Origin of the sequence: Collimonas sp. (assembly GCF_035566555.1) — a bacterium.
GTDB lineage: Bacteria > Pseudomonadota > Gammaproteobacteria > Burkholderiales > Burkholderiaceae_D > Collimonas.
On the sequence record NZ_DATMRB010000007.1, the window covers coordinates 170,087 to 188,307 of the forward strand.

The 18,221-nt window shown below is 59.1% G+C and carries 20 protein-coding genes, 1 tRNA gene and 1 pseudogene; 14 read left to right on the plus strand and 8 right to left on the minus strand.

What is annotated here, in order from left to right; all coding sequences use genetic code 11:
• Positions 1-94 precede the first annotated feature (94 nt).
• The 12 genes from VNZ65_RS01610 to VNZ65_RS01665 all read left to right on the plus strand — a co-directional run bounded on the left by VNZ65_RS01610 (position 95) and on the right by VNZ65_RS01665 (position 13,844).
• A complete protein-coding gene (locus tag VNZ65_RS01610; RefSeq protein ID WP_325665403.1) occupies positions 95-631 on the plus strand; it encodes a transposase in 537 nt (178 codons plus the stop codon).
• 354 nt (positions 632-985) lie between these two features.
• Entirely contained in the window at positions 986-1,600 is a 615-nt protein-coding gene (locus VNZ65_RS01615; protein ID WP_082807019.1) for a helix-turn-helix domain-containing protein, read from the plus strand.
• A 225-nt stretch (positions 1,601-1,825) separates the two neighbouring features.
• Positions 1,826-3,214 carry an aminopeptidase P family protein gene (locus tag VNZ65_RS01620; protein WP_325665407.1) on the plus strand — a complete coding sequence of 463 codons (1,389 nt, stop codon included), beginning with the start codon at positions 1,826-1,828 and terminating at the stop codon, positions 3,212-3,214.
• 126 nt (positions 3,215-3,340) lie between these two features.
• On the plus strand, positions 3,341-4,951 hold the full coding sequence (locus VNZ65_RS01625) for an ABC transporter substrate-binding protein (protein ID WP_325665409.1): 1,611 nt from the start codon (positions 3,341-3,343) through the stop codon (positions 4,949-4,951).
• Positions 4,952-5,062: 111 nt separating this feature from the next.
• Complete coding sequence (locus VNZ65_RS01630) at positions 5,063-6,073, plus strand: ABC transporter permease subunit (RefSeq protein ID WP_325665411.1); 1,011 nt, start codon at positions 5,063-5,065, stop codon at positions 6,071-6,073.
• Positions 6,070-6,999 (plus strand): ABC transporter permease subunit, encoded by a 930-nt coding sequence (locus VNZ65_RS01635; protein ID WP_325665413.1) that lies wholly within the window; start codon positions 6,070-6,072, stop codon positions 6,997-6,999. The genes VNZ65_RS01630 and VNZ65_RS01635 overlap by 4 nt, the downstream gene beginning before the upstream one ends.
• Positions 7,000-7,008: 9 nt before the next feature.
• Positions 7,009-8,046, plus strand: a complete 1,038-nt coding sequence (locus VNZ65_RS01640) for an oligopeptide/dipeptide ABC transporter ATP-binding protein (protein ID WP_325665415.1) — start codon at positions 7,009-7,011, stop codon at positions 8,044-8,046.
• Positions 8,047-8,060: 14 nt separating this feature from the next.
• A complete protein-coding gene (locus VNZ65_RS01645) occupies positions 8,061-9,047 on the plus strand; it encodes a peptide ABC transporter ATP-binding protein (RefSeq protein ID WP_325665417.1) in 987 nt (328 codons plus the stop codon).
• Between the two features lie 11 nt (positions 9,048-9,058).
• Positions 9,059-10,669: an ABC transporter substrate-binding protein gene (locus VNZ65_RS01650; RefSeq protein ID WP_325665419.1), complete on the plus strand. Its 1,611-nt coding sequence runs from the start codon at positions 9,059-9,061 to the stop codon at positions 10,667-10,669.
• A 302-nt stretch (positions 10,670-10,971) separates the two neighbouring features.
• Positions 10,972-12,273 carry a serine--tRNA ligase gene (gene serS, locus VNZ65_RS01655; RefSeq protein WP_325665421.1) on the plus strand — a complete coding sequence of 434 codons (1,302 nt, stop codon included), beginning with the start codon at positions 10,972-10,974 and terminating at the stop codon, positions 12,271-12,273.
• Between the two features lie 147 nt (positions 12,274-12,420).
• A tRNA-Ser gene (locus tag VNZ65_RS01660) sits at positions 12,421-12,510 on the plus strand.
• 122 nt (positions 12,511-12,632) lie between these two features.
• Positions 12,633-13,844, plus strand: a complete 1,212-nt coding sequence (locus VNZ65_RS01665) for a tyrosine-type recombinase/integrase (protein WP_325665423.1) — start codon at positions 12,633-12,635, stop codon at positions 13,842-13,844.
• Here the strand turns inward: VNZ65_RS01665 and VNZ65_RS01670 are convergent.
• From VNZ65_RS01670 to VNZ65_RS01690, 5 genes are all read right to left on the minus strand, one after another.
• Entirely contained in the window at positions 13,771-13,968 is a 198-nt protein-coding gene (locus VNZ65_RS01670; protein ID WP_325665425.1) for a helix-turn-helix transcriptional regulator, read from the minus strand. The two genes, VNZ65_RS01665 and VNZ65_RS01670, sit on opposite strands and share 74 nt — an antisense overlap.
• Positions 13,965-14,597: a hypothetical protein gene (locus VNZ65_RS01675; protein ID WP_325665427.1), complete on the minus strand. Its 633-nt coding sequence runs from the start codon at positions 14,595-14,597 to the stop codon at positions 13,965-13,967. Before VNZ65_RS01675 ends, VNZ65_RS01670 begins: the two co-directional genes overlap by 4 nt.
• A gap of 169 nt (positions 14,598-14,766) precedes the next feature.
• Entirely contained in the window at positions 14,767-15,582 is an 816-nt protein-coding gene (locus VNZ65_RS01680; protein WP_325665429.1) for a hypothetical protein, read from the minus strand.
• The gene (locus VNZ65_RS01685) at positions 15,579-15,881 is read right to left on the minus strand and encodes a hypothetical protein (RefSeq protein WP_325665431.1); all 303 of its coding nucleotides are present in this window, start codon (positions 15,879-15,881) and stop codon (positions 15,579-15,581) included. Before VNZ65_RS01685 ends, VNZ65_RS01680 begins: the two co-directional genes overlap by 4 nt.
• Complete coding sequence (locus VNZ65_RS01690) at positions 15,881-16,465, minus strand: hypothetical protein (RefSeq protein WP_325665433.1); 585 nt, start codon at positions 16,463-16,465, stop codon at positions 15,881-15,883. Before VNZ65_RS01690 ends, VNZ65_RS01685 begins: the two co-directional genes overlap by 1 nt.
• Positions 16,466-16,497: 32 nt before the next feature.
• Here VNZ65_RS01690 and VNZ65_RS01695 point away from each other — a divergent pair, with 32 nt between their 5' ends.
• Positions 16,498-16,752, plus strand: coding sequence for a hypothetical protein (locus VNZ65_RS01695; RefSeq protein WP_325665435.1), 255 nt, complete (start codon positions 16,498-16,500; stop codon positions 16,750-16,752).
• Between the two features lie 65 nt (positions 16,753-16,817).
• On the plus strand, positions 16,818-17,063 hold the full coding sequence (locus tag VNZ65_RS01700; RefSeq protein WP_325665437.1) for a hypothetical protein: 246 nt from the start codon (positions 16,818-16,820) through the stop codon (positions 17,061-17,063).
• Positions 17,064-17,068: 5 nt separating this feature from the next.
• Here the strand turns inward: VNZ65_RS01700 and VNZ65_RS01705 are convergent, their stop codons facing one another.
• From VNZ65_RS01705 to VNZ65_RS01715, 3 genes and pseudogenes are all read right to left on the minus strand, one after another.
• The gene (locus VNZ65_RS01705; RefSeq protein ID WP_325665439.1) at positions 17,069-17,299 is read right to left on the minus strand and encodes a hypothetical protein; all 231 of its coding nucleotides are present in this window, start codon (positions 17,297-17,299) and stop codon (positions 17,069-17,071) included.
• A gap of 45 nt (positions 17,300-17,344) precedes the next feature.
• The gene (locus VNZ65_RS01710; RefSeq protein ID WP_325665453.1) at positions 17,345-17,701 is read right to left on the minus strand and encodes a DNA translocase FtsK; all 357 of its coding nucleotides are present in this window, start codon (positions 17,699-17,701) and stop codon (positions 17,345-17,347) included.
• Positions 17,681-18,221, minus strand: a pseudogene (locus VNZ65_RS01715) (recombination-associated protein RdgC); the annotation flags it as partial. The gene VNZ65_RS01710 and the pseudogene VNZ65_RS01715, both read right to left, overlap by 21 nt.

Sequence of the window (18,221 nt, forward strand, 5' to 3'; positions counted from 1 at the left end):
TGGGCCGAAATGGCCCTTTTTTGCATGCTCGCGGGGCAAGCAAGGTAGGGGAGTTGAAAGTAGTCATGTCGTGACCGAAAAGAAGTGAGCAGCCATGTCAAGCATCTACGCAAGCAATCGGGGCCATGCCGAGAGTGCGGTTTTCTCGGGGAAAAAACAAAATATCGCCAGCGCATCGTATATGAAGCTGAAAGATGAGCAATGGGAGAAGCTGGAGCCCATGCTGCGCGGAAAAGAGGGGGATGCCGGCGCCAGGGGGCGCGACAACCGCCTGTTCATCGACGCCGTCTTGTGGATTTCAGGCAGCCGCCGCCTATGGCGCGACCTGCCGCTGCGGTTCGGCAAGTGGAACACCACCTACATGCGCTTCATGCGCTGGAACCAGAGCAACCTGTGGCGCCGTCTCGCTGAAAACATCGAGGACGATCCCAGGCTGCAGGCGGCGTTTGACAACATCGTCGACTATGGCGATGAATGGACCTTGCGCATCAAGCAGCGCGCTTCCAGGCGCGTCAGCCGCGAAGCCTACGACGCGGCGGCCAAGCGAGCCGCGGTCGAAGTTGCGCCTGCGGGCGACGATTCGACCCTGCACTGGCTGAGCCTGGTGAACCAGACACTGCCGCCTGGATGAAGCAGGACCTGCTGCCGCGATAAGACGGCAGCGCGGTTGCCGCCTGCTCATCCGTCAAACCAAACGATCGCATGCGCGCTCCCCGTTGTGGGCGGCGCGCTGTCGGCGTTGTAGCCGCGTTATTCGTCCAATCCATCATTTCTCCGCCGTTCTCAGGTAATCTAAAAAAGATCCTTGACTCCGGTTTTAGTCTGACTATAATTTCCGACGCCTGACCGAGGACGCAGCAGCTGCAGTCGTTATCGTAATTGCCATATTAAATAAATATTAAAAAATTACTGTCGGACCAGCGCGGCGCAGATCGCATTGTCCGATTTGAATGTAATAAACCAGGTACAGGCCGGAGACAATTGAATGGATATACCAGAGCTGGGGATCTCTATCCGCACGCGGCGTCATGCTATCAACAAGACGCTGGTAGAACTCGCTACCGAAACCGGCTTGACTGCCGGCTTCATTTCACAGCTGGAGCGCAATCTCACCAGCCCCTCGATAACTTCGCTGGTGGTGATCGCCAAGGCGCTGGGCGTGTCCATCGGCGATCTGATCCAGCAGCCCGCGCAGCTGCAGCCCGATACCTACCGCGGCCAGCGCCAGCCGTATTCGGTGGCCAGCGGCCGCGTCAAGTACGAACGGCTGTCGACGGTGTTCCCCGGCAGCCAGGTGCATTCGGTGAAATTCACCATGCCGGCCGGCTACAAGTCAGAGATGGTCTCCCACGAAGGCGACGAAATGATCTATGTGCTCAGCGGCCGGGTCGGCTATACGGTGGGCACCGATAATTACGTACTGAATGTCGGCGACAGCCTGCACTTCGACGCCAACATCCCTCACAGCATCGAATCGCTGCCGCATGAAAACCAGGTGGCGGAAGTGATCTGGGTCGGCACCGTATCCTTGTTCGACGGGCCGCAGCAGCCCGAACCCGCGGTGCAGAAGCATCTGCTGCGCGGCACCGAATTCTTTTGAGCTTGATCGCCAGGACCAGTCTGCCGGTTTGTGGCATGGTTTTTGCGAGTGCGGGATGGGTGCTGCCGCAGGCGTCTGTCGTCTGTGTCGGCGTAATACTTATACTTATATTCAGTGTGCAGTGTCATGGAGTGGCGATGAAGCAGATGATGAAGCAGATGAGGTATCGGCAGTGGAAGTCAGCGATAGCCGGCCGCGGTTGCGACGGCAGCGGCTGGGGGCGCCATGTTTGAGGCGGGCGTCTACGCACAGCGGCGGCGGCAGCTGAAGCAGCAGTTCTCTTCCGGCTTGCTGCTGTTGCCGGGGAATACCGATGTTTCCATGAACTATCCGCACAATCATTACTGGTTTCGCCAGGATTCTTCGTTCTCTTATTTCTTCGGCCTCGACCAGCCCGAGCTGGTGGGGCTGATCGACATCGAAGCCGACGCCGACATCCTGTTCGGCGACGACGCCGGCCTCAACGAGGTGATCTGGGTCGGACCGCAAGCCGCGCTGGGGCAGCGCGCCCGCGATGCTGGCATCGAGCGCGTGCAGCCGTCCCGCGAGCTGGCGGCAACGCTGGCAGAGGCGCGCCGCCAGGGCCGCGCGATTCACTATCTGCCGCCGTATCGCGGCGAAACCATCCTGCAGCTGGCCGGCTGGCTAGGCTGCACGCCGGCGCAATGCGAGGCCGGCGCTTCCGAAAGTTTGATGATGGCCGTGATCGCGTTGCGTGAAATCAAGAGCGACGTTGAAATCGAGGAAATCGAAAACGCCCTCAGCGTCACGCGCGACATGCACCTGGCGGCCATGCGGCAGGCCAAGGCCGATGTCTTTGAATACCAGGTGGTGGCGGCGATGGAAGGCATCATGCGCGGCCACGGCCTGCAAGGCGCCTATCCGATGATTTTCTCCCGCAGCGGCGAGATTCTGCACAACCGCGACCATCATAACCGCTTGCGCAGCGGCGACCTGGTGGTCAACGATGCCGGCGCTTCCAGCGCCCTCGGCTATGCCAGCGACGTCACCCGCACCTTCCCGGTCGGCGGCCGCTTCAGCGAACGCCAGCGCAGCCTGTATGAAATCGTGCTGGCGGCGCAGCAGCTCGCCATAGCCATGATGCAGCCTGGCGTGTCCTATCTCGAAGTGCACAAGCAGGCTGCGCGCCACATGGTGGCAGCGATGTCTGAACTCGGTTTCTTCCACGGCACGGCGGAACAGGTGGTCGAGTCGGGCGCTTACGCGATCTGCTTCCCGCATGGCCTCGGCCATCAGATGGGGCTGGACGTGCACGACATGGAAGGCCTGGGCGAAACCCGGGTCGGCTATGACGCCAGCGTCAGCCGCAGCGAGCTGTTCGGCCTGCGCAACCTGCGCCTGGCCAAGCCTTTGCAGGCCGGCATGGTGGTGACGGTGGAACCGGGCATTTATTTCATCCCGGTGCTGATCCAGCGCTGGCGGGAAGAGGCGCGCCACAGTAACCTGATCAATTACGAGAAGTTCGCCGAGTACCTGGATTTCGGCGGCATCCGCATCGAAGACGATGTGCTGGTGACGGCTTCCGGCGCGCGCGTGCTGGGGCCGGCGATTCCCAAGAGCTGCGCCGAGATCGAAGCCTTGATGGCAGCCTGAGCTGCCATGTGCGATTGCAGCATAAAAGCGGCATCTAAATGTTATATGGATTCGAGCTTGTGTACTCGACATGAATTGTTGTTAAATGCATCAGTTTCACCATAACCTAACGGAAGAAAGAGACCTATGATGAAAAGAAAATTGATTGCCAAAGCCGCACTGCTCGCCGTCATGTGCGCCAGCGCCGGCTATGCGACTGCCGCCAAGACCCTGGTGTTCTGCTCGGAAGGCAGCCCGGAGGGTTTCAATCCGCAACTGTTCACCACCGGCACCACTTTCGATGCGTCGTCAGTGCCGATGTACAACCGCCTGGTCGAATTCGAACTGGGCACCACCAAGCCGATTCCCGGCCTGGCCGAATCCTGGACCGTCTCCGACGACGGCCTGACCTACACCTTCAAGCTGCGCAAGGGCGTCAAGTTCCACAGCAGCGCCAAGTTCAAGCCGACGCGCGATTTCAACGCCGACGACGTGCTGTTCTCGTTCAACCGCATGGGCGACGCCAGCCATCCTTACCACAAGCTGGCTGCCGGCCAGAGCTTCGGCTACTACCTGGACATGGGCATGGACAAGATCATCGACAAGGTGGAAAAGGTCGACGACACCACCGTGGTGTTCAAGCTGAAGCACCCGGAAGCGCCGTTCATCGCCGACCTGGGCATGGATTTCGCCTCCATCCTGTCGGCTGAATATGCTGACAACATGAAGAAGGCCGGCACACCCGAAGTGATCGACCGCGAACCTATCGGCACCGGGCCGTTCCAGTTCGTCTCCTATCAAAAAGACGCGGTGATCCGCTACAAGGCTTTCGATCCATACTGGGGCGGCCGGCCGAAACTGGACAACCTGATCTACGCCATCACGCCTGACGCTTCGGTGCGCTACGCCAAGCTCAAGGCCAACGAGTGCCAGGTCATGGCGTTCCCGAAACCGGCCGACATCGAATTGATGAAGAGCGATCCGGCCATCACCATGATGACCAAGCCCGGCTTGAACATCGGCTACATCTCCTTCAACGTCGAGAAGAAACCGTTCGACAACAAGCTGGTGCGCCAGGCGCTCAACATGGCGGTCGACAAGCAGACCATCCTGAAGACGGTGTACCAGGGCGCCGGCCTCTCGGCCAAGAACCCGATCCCGCCGACCCTGTGGGGCTATAACGACAAGGTCCAGGATTACACCTACGATCCGGTCAAGGCCAAGGCTTTGTTGGCCAAGGCCGGCTACCCGAACGGCGTCGAAGTCGAGATGTGGTACCTGCCGGTCACCCGTCCATATAACCCGGACGGCAAGCGCATGGCGGAACTGATCCAGGCCGACTGGGCCAAGATCGGCGTCAAGACCAAGCTCACCACTTATGAATGGACCGAGTACCTGAAGCGCAGCAAGCAGGGCGACCAGCAATCGATGATGTTCGGCTGGTCGGGCGACAACGGCGATCCGGACAATTTCTTCGCGCCGCTGCTGGGCTGCGAAGGCGTCAAGGGCGGCGGCAATACCGCGCGCTGGTGCAACAAGGATTACGAAGCGCTGATCCAGAAAGCCAAGCTGACGCCGAAGCAGGACGAGCGCGCCAAGCTGTATGAGCAGGCGCAGGTCATCCTGCATGAAGAGGCGCCATGGATCGACCTGGCCCATTCGGTGCGTTTCACGCCGATCCGCAAGGAAGTGCTGAACTTCAAGATGGCGGTGTTCGCGCACCATCATTTCGAAAAGGTTGACCTGGCCGGCAAGTAAGGCTGCAAACGTAGGGTGGGCACAGCGTGCCCACGCGTGAACTCCGATCATCGCGGTCATGCGTGGGCACGCTGTGCCCACCCTACATATTTTTATACGATAGGCATTCCCATGTTTGGATTCCTCCTGCGCCGTGTCGGCCTGGTCATACCGACCTTTCTCGGCATCACGCTGCTGGTGTTTTTATTGATACATCTGATCCCCGGCAACGCCGTCGAAGCCATGACCGGCGAACGCGGCATGGACCCGGCCCGCTATGCGCAAATGGCGCATGATCTGGGGCTGGACCAGCCGATCTACATGCAGTATTTCAATTACCTGGGGAATCTGTTCAAGGGCGACCTCGGCATGTCGATCATGACCCATACCTCGGTCCTGAGCGAATTCAAGACATTGTTCCCGGCGACGCTGGAACTGTCCTTTTGCGCCATCCTGTTTGCGCTGGTGATCGGCCTGCCGGCCGGCATGCTGGCGGCGCTCAAGCGCAACACCGTGCTGGATTATTCGGTGATGGGCGCGTCCCTCACCGGCTACTCGATGCCGGTATTCTGGTGGGCGCTGCTGCTGATCCTGCTGTTTTCCGTGACGCTGGGCTGGACCCCGGTCTCGGGCCGCATCGATATCCTGTTCGACGTGCCGCCGGTCACCGGCTTCATGCTGATCGACAGCCTGCTGTCGGACGATAGCGGCGCCTTCAAGTCGGCGCTCTCGCACCTGATCCTGCCGACCATTGCGCTCGGCACCATCCCGCTGGCCGTGATTGCGCGCATGACGCGTTCCGCCATGCTGGAAGTCTTGCGCGAGGATTATGTGCGCACCGCGCGCGCCAAGGGTTTGTCGCCATGGCGCGTGGTCGGCGTGCACGCCTTGCGCAATGCGCTGATCCCGGTGGTGACGGTGGTCGGCCTGCAGGTCGGCACCTTGCTGGCCGGCGCGATTCTGACCGAAACCATCTTTTCCTGGCCGGGCATCGGCAAGTGGCTGGTGGCTGCGATCCAGCGCCGCGATTATCCGGTAGTGCAGGGCGGCATCCTGCTGTCGGCGATCACCATCATCCTCGTCAACCTGGCCGTCGACCTGCTGTACGGCGTAATCAATCCACGTATTCGCCACCGCTCATGAACACTACCGACACAACGCAGGCGCCTGCGCCGCAAGCCATTGCCGTTCCCAAGGCGGCCAGCGCGCCGCCGCATCCGCTGCGCGAATTCTGGGGCTACTTCAGCCAGAACCGCGGCGCCGTCATCGGCCTGGTAATCATCATCGCCATGGTCTTGATGGCCTTGTTCGCCGATATCATTGCGCCACATTCGCCGATCGAGCAGTTCCGCCAGTCGACCCTGGTGCCGCCGGTCTGGCAGGCAGGCGGCAGCAGCCAGTTCCTGCTCGGCACCGATCCGGTCGGCCGCGACATGCTGTCGCGCCTGATCCACGGCGTCCGTCTGTCGCTGCTGATCGGCCTGGTGTCGATCTCGCTGTCGCTCACCACTGGCGTATTGCTTGGCCTGCTGGCCGGTTATTTCCGCGGCATGGTGGAAATCGCCATCATGCGCCTGATGGACATCATGCTGGCCTTGCCCAGCCTGCTGCTGGCGATCGCCGTGGTGGCGATCCTCGGCCCTGGCCTGATGAACGCCATGTACGCCATCGCGGTGGTGATGCTGCCGCACTATGCACGGCAGACGCGGGCGGCGGTGATCGGCGAGATGTCGCGCGATTATGTCAGCGCTTCGCGCATCGCCGGCGCCGGTACTTTGCGCATCATGTTCAACTGCGTCTTGCCGAATTGCCTGGCGCCCTTGATCGTGCAAGCCACGCTCGGCTTCTCCTCCGCCATCCTCGATGCGGCCGCGCTCGGCTTCCTCGGCATGGGCGCGCAGCCGCCGACGCCGGAATGGGGTTCGATGCTGGCCAGCGCCATGGAATTCATCCAGAGCGCGTGGTGGGTGGTGGCTTTCCCGGGCCTGGCGATCCTGATCTCGGTGCTGGCGTTCAATTTGATGGGCGACGGCCTGCGCGACGCGCTCGATCCGAAACTGAAACGATAGGGCAGGACTATGGCATTGCTAGACATAAAACAGCTGCGGGTCGAATTCGGCTCGACGGCAGCGCCGTTCACCGCGGTGGACGGGCTGGACCTGAGCATCGAAGCCGGCGAAGTGGTCGGCATCGTCGGTGAATCCGGTTCCGGCAAGAGTGTCACATCGCTGGCCTTGATGGGTTTGATCGATTACCCGGGCCGGGTCAAGGGCGAGCGCATGGCCTTCGACGGCCGCGACCTGCTGACCATGCCGGAGAAGCAAAGGCGCGGCCTGCTGGGCAAGGACATCGCCATGATTTTCCAGGATCCGATGACCAGCCTCAATCCTTCGTTTACCGTGGCGTACCAGCTGATGGAAACCCTGCGCGTGCACCAGGGTGGTTCGAAGAAGGAATTGCGCGCGAAAGCGCTGACCTTGCTCAAGCAGGTCGATATTCCCGATCCGGAACGCCGGCTCGATGCTTACCCGCACCAGCTGTCCGGCGGCATGAGCCAGCGCGTGATGGTGGCGATTGCGATCGCCTGCAATCCGCGCCTGCTGATCGCCGACGAGCCGACCACCGCGCTGGATGTGACGGTGCAGGCGCAGATGCTGGATCTGCTGCTGCAACTGCAGCGCGAGCGCGGCATGGCGCTGATGCTGATCACGCATGACCTGAGCGTGGTGGCACAGACCGCGCAGCGCGTGATGGTGATGTACGCCGGCCAGGTGGTGGAGACCGGCCGCGTGCCGGATATCTTCAACGCCCCCAAGCATCCTTACACCCAGGCGTTGCTGGCGGCGCTGCCCGAACACAATATCGGCCGCGCCCGCCTGCAGACCATTCCCGGCGTGGTGCCAGGCCAGTACGACCGGCCGGCCGGCTGCCTGCTCAGCCCGCGCTGCGCTTATGCGCAACAGCGCTGCCGCGACGAGCGTCCGCAATTGCTGGGGGCGCCGCAGGAGCAGGTGCGTTGCCATTTTCCGCTCGACCACGAGGGCCGTCCGGGCAACGGCTGGTCCGAGATTTCCCGCAAAACACCTGAAGCGTTGCTGAGCAGCGGGGCCGCATGATGATGAATTCAAATATGAGCGAAATCGCTAATCCCGTAGTCCTGCTGGAAGCTAAAAATCTGATCAAGCACTACAGCGTATCGCAAGGCTTGTTCAAGCCCAAGGCGACTGCGCGCGCGCTGGACGGCGTCTCGTTCGCCCTGCAGCCGGGCAAGACGCTGGCAGTGGTGGGTGAGTCGGGCTGCGGCAAGTCGACCCTGGCGCGCCAGATCACCATGATCGAACCGCCCACCGGCGGCGAGCTGTGGATGGACGGCGCCAATATCGCCGACGCTGACCACGCCACCCTGAAACGGGTGCGGCCGCTAGTGCAGATGGTTTTCCAGAATCCCTACGCCAGCCTGAACCCGCGCAAGAAAGTCGGTCAGATGCTGGAAGAGCCGCTGATCATCAACACCGGATTGAACAGTGCCGAGCGCGCCGAAAAAGCGCGCGCCATGATGGCCAAGGTCGGCCTGCGGCCGGAACACTATAGCCGCTATCCACACATGTTTTCCGGCGGCCAGCGCCAGCGGGTGGCGATCGCGCGCGCCCTGATGCTGGATCCCAAGGTGATCGTGGCCGATGAGCCGGTGTCGGCGCTGGACGTCTCGATCCAGGCCCAGGTGCTGAACCTGCTGATGGATCTGCAGCAAGCCAGTGGCGTGGCTTATCTGTTCATCTCGCATAATCTGTCGGTGGTGGAACATATCGCCGATGACGTACTGGTGATGTACCTCGGCAAGACGGTCGAGCACGGCAGCAAGCAGCAAGTGTTCAGCCATCCGCTGCATCCTTATACCAAGGCGCTGCTGGCCAGCACGCCGCGCATCGATCCGGCGCAGCGCCAGCAAAAGATGATGCTGCCGGGCGAGCTGCCGTCGCCGCTGGCGCCGCCGCCAGGCTGCAGTTTCAATAACCGTTGCCCGCACGCGATCGAACGCTGTCGCCAGGAAGTGCCGCTGCTGCGCGAATTCGGCGGCAGCATGGTGGCCTGCCACCGGGTGGAAGAAATCCATTGAGAAGGAATTGCATGAGCAAGAAGTTGAAACTGGCTGCCGCCATCGGCATGGCCGCGGTCCTCGGCGCCACCACGAATGTGGCGCTGGCGGCAAAAACCCTGGTGTTTTGTTCGGAAGGCAGCCCGGAAGGTTTCAATCCGCAACTGTTCACCACCGGTACCACCTTCGATGCCTCCTCGGTGCCGTTGTACAACCGCCTGGTCGCCTTTGAACTCGGCACCACCAAGATCGTCCCGGCTCTGGCGGAATCGTGGACCGTGTCGGACGATGGCCTGACTTATACTTTCAAGCTGCGCAAGGGCGTCAAGTTCCACAGCAGCGCGAAATTCAAACCGAGCCGCGATTTCAACGCCGACGATGTCCTGTTTTCCTTCAACCGCATGGCGGATGTCAACCATCCTTTCCATAAGTTGTCGACCGGCGCCAGTTTCAGCTATTTCCTCGACATGGGCATGGACAAGATCGTCGACAAGGTCAGCAAGGCCGACGACTACACCGTGGTGTTCAAGCTGAAGCACCCGGAAGCGCCGTTCATCGCCAACCTTGGCATGGACTTCGCCTCGATTCTGTCAGCCGAATATGCGGACAAGATGAAAGCCGCGGGGACACCCGATGTGATCGACCGCGATCCGATCGGCACCGGCCCGTTCCAGTTCGTCTCCTACCAGAAGGATGCCGTGATCCGCTACAAGGCCTTCGACGCCTATTGGGGCGGCAGGCCAAAACTGGATAACCTGATTTTCGCGATCACGCCGGACGCTTCGGTACGCTACGCCAAGCTCAAGGCCAACGAATGCCAGGTGATGGCGTTTCCCAAGCCGGCCGACATCGAGCTCATGAAAAACGATCCAGCGATTACCCTGTTGACCAAGGAAGGCCTGAACGTCGGCTACATCTCCTTCAACGTCGAGAAAAAGCCGTTCGACAACAAGCTGGTGCGCCAGGCGCTCAACCTGGCCACCGACAAGCAGACGATTCTGAAAACGGTCTACCAGGGCGCCGGCCAGATCGCCAAGAACGCGATTCCGCCGACGCTGTGGAGTTATAACGACAAGATCCAGGATTACGCCTACGATCCAGCCAAGGCCAAGGCCTTGCTGGCCAAGGCCGGCTATCCGAACGGCGTCGCGGTCGATCTGTGGTATTTGCCGGTGACCCGTCCCTACAATCCGGACGGCAAGCGCATGGCGGAACTGATCCAGGCCGACTGGGCCAAGATCGGCGTCAAGGCCACGCTCAATACCTACGAATGGACCGAATACCTGAAACGCAGCAAGCAGGGCGTACAGCAGGCAATGATGTTCGGCTGGTCGGGCGACAACGGCGATCCGGACAATTTCTTCGCCACCTTGCTAGGCTGCGAATCGGTGCGCAGCGGCGGCAACACCGCGCGCTGGTGCAACAAGGATTTCGAAGCCTTGATCCAGAAAGCCAAGCTGACGCCGAAGCAGGACGAGCGCGCCAAGCTGTATGAGCAGGCGCAGCTGATCGCACACGAAGAAGCGCCATGGATCCCGCTGGCGCACTCGCTGACCCATACGCCGATCCGCAAGCAGGTGATCGGCTTCAAGATGTCCGCCTTCGCCTTGCACGACTTCAGCAAGGTCGACCTGGCCAATTAAACGGGCAGGGTGCGGTCCCGGGAATCTCTTGCGTCGTCTAGGCGACCCCGTTTCGGCGACCGTCATTCCCGCGAACGCGGGAATCCATTTTCACTACCTTGCTCAGTAGTATGGATCCCCGCGTTCGCGGGGATGACGGAGTAGCTGTATGGGCTGTCACTCTTCAATATCATTCACATCTCTACCGAGTTGCCTGAAATAATTTGTGTTTTTAGCAATTCCGCTCGATCAGATTGGCTGGCCGAGCACTGGCCGGGCTTGGTACAATGGCGGCTTATTCTTTCGTCCATTTACCTACGTCCATGATCGACATCCAACTTCTTCGCAAAGACATCGCCAGCGCCGCCGACCGTCTCGCCACGCGCAAATACAAGCTCGACGTCACTAGCTTCAATGCCCTGGAAGCCGAGCGCAAGCAAATCCAGACCCGCACCGAAGAATTGCAGGGCCAGCGCAACTCGCTGTCCAAGCAGATCGGCATGCTCAAAGGCAAGGGCGAAGACGCATCGGCCGTAATGGCGCAAGTCGCCGGCATCGCCGACGAATTGAAGGCATCAGCGAGCCGCCTGGACCAGGTGCAGGAACAGGTCAGCACCTTCCTGCTGGCCGTGCCCAACCTGCCGCACGAATCGGTGCCGGTCGGCGCCGATGAAGCCGCCAATGTCGAAGTACGCAAGGTCGGCACGCCGCGCAGCTTCGATTTCGAAGTGCGCGACCACGTCGACGTCGGCGCCGCCCTCGGCCTCGATTTCGACGTCGCCGCCAAGCTCACCGGCTCGCGCTTCTCAGTCATGAAGGGCGGCATCGCCCGCCTGCACCGCGCGCTCGGCCAGTTCATGCTGGACACGCAGACCGCCGAGCACGGCTACACCGAATGCTACACACCCTACATCGTCAACGCCGACTCCCTGCGCGGCACCGGCCAGCTGCCTAAGTTTGAAGAAGACCTGTTCGCGGTCAAGAAGGGCGGCCAGGAAGGCGAGCAAGCCGCCGACGCTGCCGCGCTGTACCTGATCCCGACGGCGGAAGTGCCGCTGACCAACATCGTGCGCGACGAAATCCTGGCCGGCGAAACGCTGCCGCTGAAGATGGCCGCCCATTCCCCATGTTTCCGTTCCGAAGCCGGCAGCTACGGCCGCGACACCCGCGGCATGATCCGCCAGCATCAGTTCGACAAGGTCGAAATGGTGCAGATCGTCCATCCGGAAAAATCCTATGAAGCACTGGAAGAGATGGTCGGCCACGCCGAAAACATCCTGAAGAAACTCGGCCTGCCGTACCGCGTGGTATCGCTGTGCACCGGCGACATGGGCTTCGGCGCCGCCAAGACCTACGACCTGGAAGTCTGGCTGCCGGCACAGAACACCTACCGCGAAATTTCCTCGATCTCCAATTGCGAAGCCTTCCAGGCGCGCCGCATGCAAGCCCGCTTCCGCAACGCTCAGGGCAAGACCGAGCTGGTGCACACCCTGAACGGTTCCGGCCTGGCAGTCGGCCGCACCCTGGTAGCGATCCTGGAGAACTTCCAGCAAGCCGACGGCAGCGTCGACATCCCGGCGGTGCTGCATCCGTACATGGGTGGGATTACTAAGCTGAGCGTATAAGTAGTTGATTTAACGAGCTTATTTTGTGCGTTAAAATGCGCAAAGGGGCTGTGATGGGGAGGTAATAAAAAGCCTTCCCATTATCAAAAAAAGCCTGCTATAATCTTGCGCTTTGCTGCATTAAACACAGCAAGTCGACCAAAAACCGGAGAGGTGGCAGAGTGGTCGAATGTACTTGACTCGAAATCAAGCGTACGTTAAATCGTACCGTGGGTTCGAATCCCACCCTCTCCGCCAGTATATGTATCAGAAAGCCCCGCAAAGATCCTTAAAGTCTCTGCGGGGCTTTTGTTTATGCGGCTGTCCGGTCTTTCTCTCTCTCAAGCTGTCCCGTTCGGTTTTTGCTTATCTGACAGCTAATGTGGTATTTTATTGTGGTATCAACCACTGGATACCACATCACCATGCCTCTAACAGCAAAACAGGTTTCCGCAGCGCAACCGAAAGATAAGCCCTACAAGCTGACCGATGCCAATCGGTTGTACCTATACGTTGCGGTTTCAGGCACGAAGTCGTGGCGCTGCAATTACCTCGACGGTGGCAAGGACAAGACAAAAACTTTTGGTCAGTATCCGGCGATGTCGCTTGCCGACGCGCGTATGGCTCATGTCCAGTTTCGCGACGTCCAGGATGCTCCGGCCAGTGACACTGCACCGACTTTCAAGAAAGTCGCGGAGGCTTGGTTAAAAATCAAATTACCGACTCTTTCAAATCCCAAGCACCAGCTCCAGGTTGCAAAGACCATAGAGCAATACGTATACCCGCATATTGGTGGCAAGCCCATCGACCAGATCAAGCGGCAGGAACTGGTCAACATCGTGCGTCTTGTCGCCGAATCTGGCGTTGTGGAAACCGCCCATCGCGTAGCTGGCAGAATCAATATGGTATTTGACTATGCTCAGGATGCCGGCTTGATCGAGGCGCACGCCGCCAATGATCTGACCCGGGTGATCGAACAGCGCAAACGCAAAAAGCCGATGCCGTCTATCCCGCCAGGTGAGGCGCCGGCGCTATTCGCTGCCATTGCGACCTATGACGAGCCGGTCACGGAGTTGGGGCTGATGCTCATGGCGCATATATTTGTGCGGACCAAAGAGCTGCGCGTGGCGCAATGGACGGAGATTAACTACGAGGATGCGGTCTGGGTCGTGCCTGAAGACCGAATGAAGCTGCGCAAGCCGCATGTTGTCCCGCTCAGCAAGCAGGCCATCAAACTACTGCGAGAGCTCGCTGTATTGGCCGGGAAATCGCCGTATATTCTAAATTCGCCACTCCGCTTTGGACACCCTGTCAGCGAGAATACGCTACTTTTTGCACTATACCGGCTCGGATACCGCGGGCGCATGACGGTTCACGGATTCCGCGCGCTGGCGAGTTCCGTGCTTAACGAGAAAACAGACTTCGACGCCGACGCCATCGAACGCCAGCTTTCCCACAAAGAGAAAGATGAAGTCCGGGCATCGTACAATCGCGCCGAATATCTGGACCAGCGCCGGATCATGATGCAGTGGTGGTCCGATTGGATAGATGCGCAATGTGTTCATCAAGGTCTGATCGGCGCCAGCGAGTAGCTGCTCCAATTTTGACAGGTCGGGGGGCTATGTTCTCTTTGACGTATCGCCAAAGAGTGGATACGCCGATGGATAAGTATTCAGCCGACTCGGCCGCGGTAAGTAACGGTTTATTTATCATCATTGCACCTGTTCAGTAACACGTCGAAATTTTACAACCCACACCCACGGGTTTGCATCCCAGCTGCCGGCGCCGTAGAGGGATTTCCATAGCAGCTCATAGGCGAGTCTTACGTCCGTGACATACGCTGCCCCAGCGTGGCGACTGTTAAGAGCGGACACGCCTTCGGCAAAGGCATCTGCCTCACTGATGTCCTGCAGTCGCTCGACACGCACGTTCATGACTTCCAGCATGATGCGGCTGGCGGCGCGCGGCATGTGAATCGATGGTCGCCAGGTCCGATATTTCCCCTCCGGCGATAGCTCGCCGTCAGGTCCGTGCGGGTCATCCATGTAGTCGGCACGATAGAAAATATCGCAATCTTCATCGAAGGGGCCGTGCGGCCAATTACTGTGCTGCCATGTCTCGCGCACCCAGTGCCGATCGCCTGGCTGTCCGAAGGGGCAGAGATCCAGATAGCATCCCGGCGCGCCTCCTGAGGTACCTGTATCAGTGCCTTTTCCATCGGGCCACCAGGTCATGCCGCTGCCGACGTGCGGCTGCAACTTGCAAGTTCGCCGTGTCTGGGTCTTGTCGTCGGCCAGCAGGGCGCGCACCATGGCGCCGGTATATAGGATGGGTATTTCTTTCATGGTCGTACCTTGAGAGCTGCAAGGGCTGCAAGACAGCGAGGGCAAGTTACCGCCTCTCTGTTGATCACCCATGTGGATGTTTTCATATTTATTGAGCGCGGCGATTTAAAACAGAGTGCCGATACGCCGCCCGTCAGGTGATTCAGCTTTGCAGCTTTGTGAGCGATCTTCATGGCCGTACCTTGGCGAGTAGGTCGCGGCCGGCTGAAATCAAGTCGTCGGCGGTGGCGTACCAGTGATGGCACTTAATATAGGCATGCTCACCTCGCCCACTATGCAGAGCAAATTTGTAGCTTAAACACCTAATAATTTCCGCATCACTCAGTACCGGACCCGATGGCGCTGGAATAATTTCCGGAATAATTTGTGGTTTGTTTTGTTGCACCTTGGCGAGTACGACTCGCGCGGGTTTGCTTCTCTCCCGAACTTTGCTTAGCAATGCCTCGTTGCCATCAACGCCGGCGCTCCATCCCGCCTCGAAGCCAGCGACGAATTGCAAATCCTGAAGCGCATCAGAACGATCCTCATCACACAGTATCGGATCTGTTGGCGGCGGCATCGGCGCGGCTGCGATCATGGCGCGGTATGCTTTATTGCCTGTCCATATTTTGTTGATTGCAGTCGTGTCGAATCCGATTGATTCTGCACCTGCCATTTGCATAGCGTCAGTAGGATCAGCCGGAACCAATTTCCATCCGTTCAACATTGACACTGGCACCTGTTGCGGCGCGGCCAGTACGGCGCGGGTGAGCACCTGACAGGCTGGGCATTCTGGATCCCGTGTATCACGTCCTTCCAATTCATCTGGGCATTCGCCGCCGTAAATGTGCGCAATCTTGCCGGTGCCAACGTCAATCAGCAGCTGTTGTGGCGAAGATGGGGGCGCGCTATTTTCTGTAGCGATGGCGATCAGACCTTGCAGTCGGGATACTTCAGTCTGCCATTCGCTGACTTGGCGCCGCAGTAGTTCAGTAATGTTGATCATGAAGTTATCTTTCTGGCGCGGATCCATTCGACAAACGTGCCTTGAAACCAATCCGCCTGAAGGAAGTCGCTGTAGTTCTTCTGGGGCCGAGTCATCAATGGTAAGGAGCGAATTTCGCCGTATTCAACGCCGGCGGTTGGATGGCAATTGCTGATCTGGTGAGGTTTGTCACCATCAAATACAACGCCGATGTAGTGACCGCGATCAGCTGCAATGACGCCGGGTTTGCCATAGACGGTGACACCACGGCCGAGCTCTGCCGGCACGCCGTAGTGCTTGCGGACATATTCGCACGTCATTACAGGTCTCCTTCCTGAAGCTCCTGCAACGAGTTTTCGCTGATTACACGCATCGGGAGATCTTCGTTATCAACCCAGTAGCCGCGGTCGTGATCGTATCGGCGGACGAACAGCGCGCGCTCTTGAAACTGCTCGGTCGGTTCGCCGTCCATTTCAGGAATGGTGTAGCTATCAAACGGGCCGCCGTATGTCGGTACCATCCCAAGCTCCGGATGCCCGATCACCATGAAGAAGTCGCGGCGCGTGATAGGGCACTTGGCGGGGAACGCCGCCCATTGCGCGGTGCAAGAAAGCGCTTCCGGTCCAATTTTTTCGTATGCCGCCTTGAGGGCATGGTGATCTTCGTGCCGGCAGAACAGCATCATTGCGAAGTTGGCGACGTCGACTGGGTCTCCCTTGGCTACAGCGCCAAGGAGAAGCTCTGTCAGGCGCGTGCCGGTACATTTGGTTATATCCTCCCATCCGCCGAAGCCTTGTTCGCGCTTCAGTTTCAGCTTCGCTTTCATGGCCTTGGCGACCAGGTCGACTGCGTGGTCGTCAAGTAAGGCGGCTTCGTCTATTAGGGTTGCTGGGCTTGTTGTCATGATAGGATTACCTTTCCTTCAAGGAGAGCGCTATGTCTTTTTCCGAACACCAAGAAAATTACGAAGGGTGTGACATTTCTATAAGCCTTCATTTGCACCCCACGGAACTCGCCGAGGACGGTACACCCATTGCGTTTTTCTATACGGCGGGTATTGTCATCACTAGACATGAAAATGGGGGGGCAAGCGATCAGCGGGTCACGCCGCCAGAGCAATATCCTAACGGCCAGGCGTGTCTGGAAGCGGCTATCTCGAAGGCGCATCAGCTGATTGACGATGGGGAGTAGTTGTTTCATGCAACCTTCGCAATCTCGCGCTCATGTCGTAATGAAAGCAACAGAGGGAGGTTGAAATGCAATATTTGCAAACCGAAAAATATTCCATCTGCGGTGAGGGAATGCAAGCTATCGTGGGCCAAGGACCGTGGATTCCGTACGTGACAATTTATACATTTGACGAGGATTCCGAAAAGTGTATGGAGTTGTTGGCGCGCAAGACTGTTCCGGCGATGAAGATCTGTTTGTCTCAGCAAGAGGCTGTTGACTTGGCATTGGAATATGGGGTCGATTGGACAGATAACGCGGATTCGAGGACTTAACATGGTTATGCGATCCCCGCCAGGGTTTTGATTTCTATCGTGGACATGCGGGTGAATTCGTGCAGTCTCACCAGCACGGATGAGCCAAGCGGTAGCACGCCATTACGGATCTTACTGATGACGGGCGGCGCCACTTTAAGAGCGCGGGCGAGGGCGGCATCGTTTCTGAGGTTCTGCTGATCTAGCACGACGTCCAGCATATAAGCGACTGTACGATTTTGAGATTTGGCTTTCATGACGTTCCTTTTCTTCTTGGGTGGCTGGGAGGATGGGGTAGAGGGTTAGGCTTCCGGCTTTAACAGGGGACGAGTGCCATCGCGCTGCATAGGGTCGACGATTGCGTCGGCTTCCATTTGCACAAGAAGGCGCGCGGCGCGGTTATAGGTAATACGGAGGTGGCGCTGGACCAGAGAAATAGATGGGCGTCGCTGCTCGCGGACAATGGCAACAGCTTGGGCATACAGTGGGTCCACGCCCTCGCCGAAGCGTATGAGTTCGGTTCCAGCGTGACTAATCGTCGCTGTTGCGCCATGTTCGCGGAGGTGACTCTCAAACTTGGCGACGGCGGCACGCGCCTGGCCATCAACGTTTGTTGCGGGTCTGAATTCATCGGGCGTTTCCCCGCCGAGCGCAAACACCAGATCACCCAGCATCTTGTTCAATTCAGCTGTCATCAGCATGACGTCGGCATCGAAGCGCTCGGCGTCGTTCTTGCTACTGGTGTCGTTGTCATCTTTCAAGACGTCGAGCGGGGCGATACGCTTGATCGCCAGCGACTCGGTCAGCACGAACGAGATATGATCGGCCCAGGTCATCGCTAGGCGCGTGCACTGCTTTCCTGACGCGATATGGCGGCGGGTGTCGTCGGCTTCCAAGGTATGGCGGATATAACGCACGGTGGCCTTGCCTTCGCCGGTGGCGCGTAGCTCGGTGTCCTGGTCGACAGTGAAACCGTGAGGTGCTTCGTCGGCCACCAGCCAGTTTGTCATCGAGGACAGCGGCGAATGAACTGTGCGCAGGCCAGAAATCTGCAAGCGATCAACTGACGCCAGCAATAACTTCAGGACGTCATCGGCAATTGAAGTGCTGCCAGAGTCGATCACCAGCCAGCCGTTGACCGGATCGATCCAGACCCAGGTGCTTCGCTGGATGCTGAAG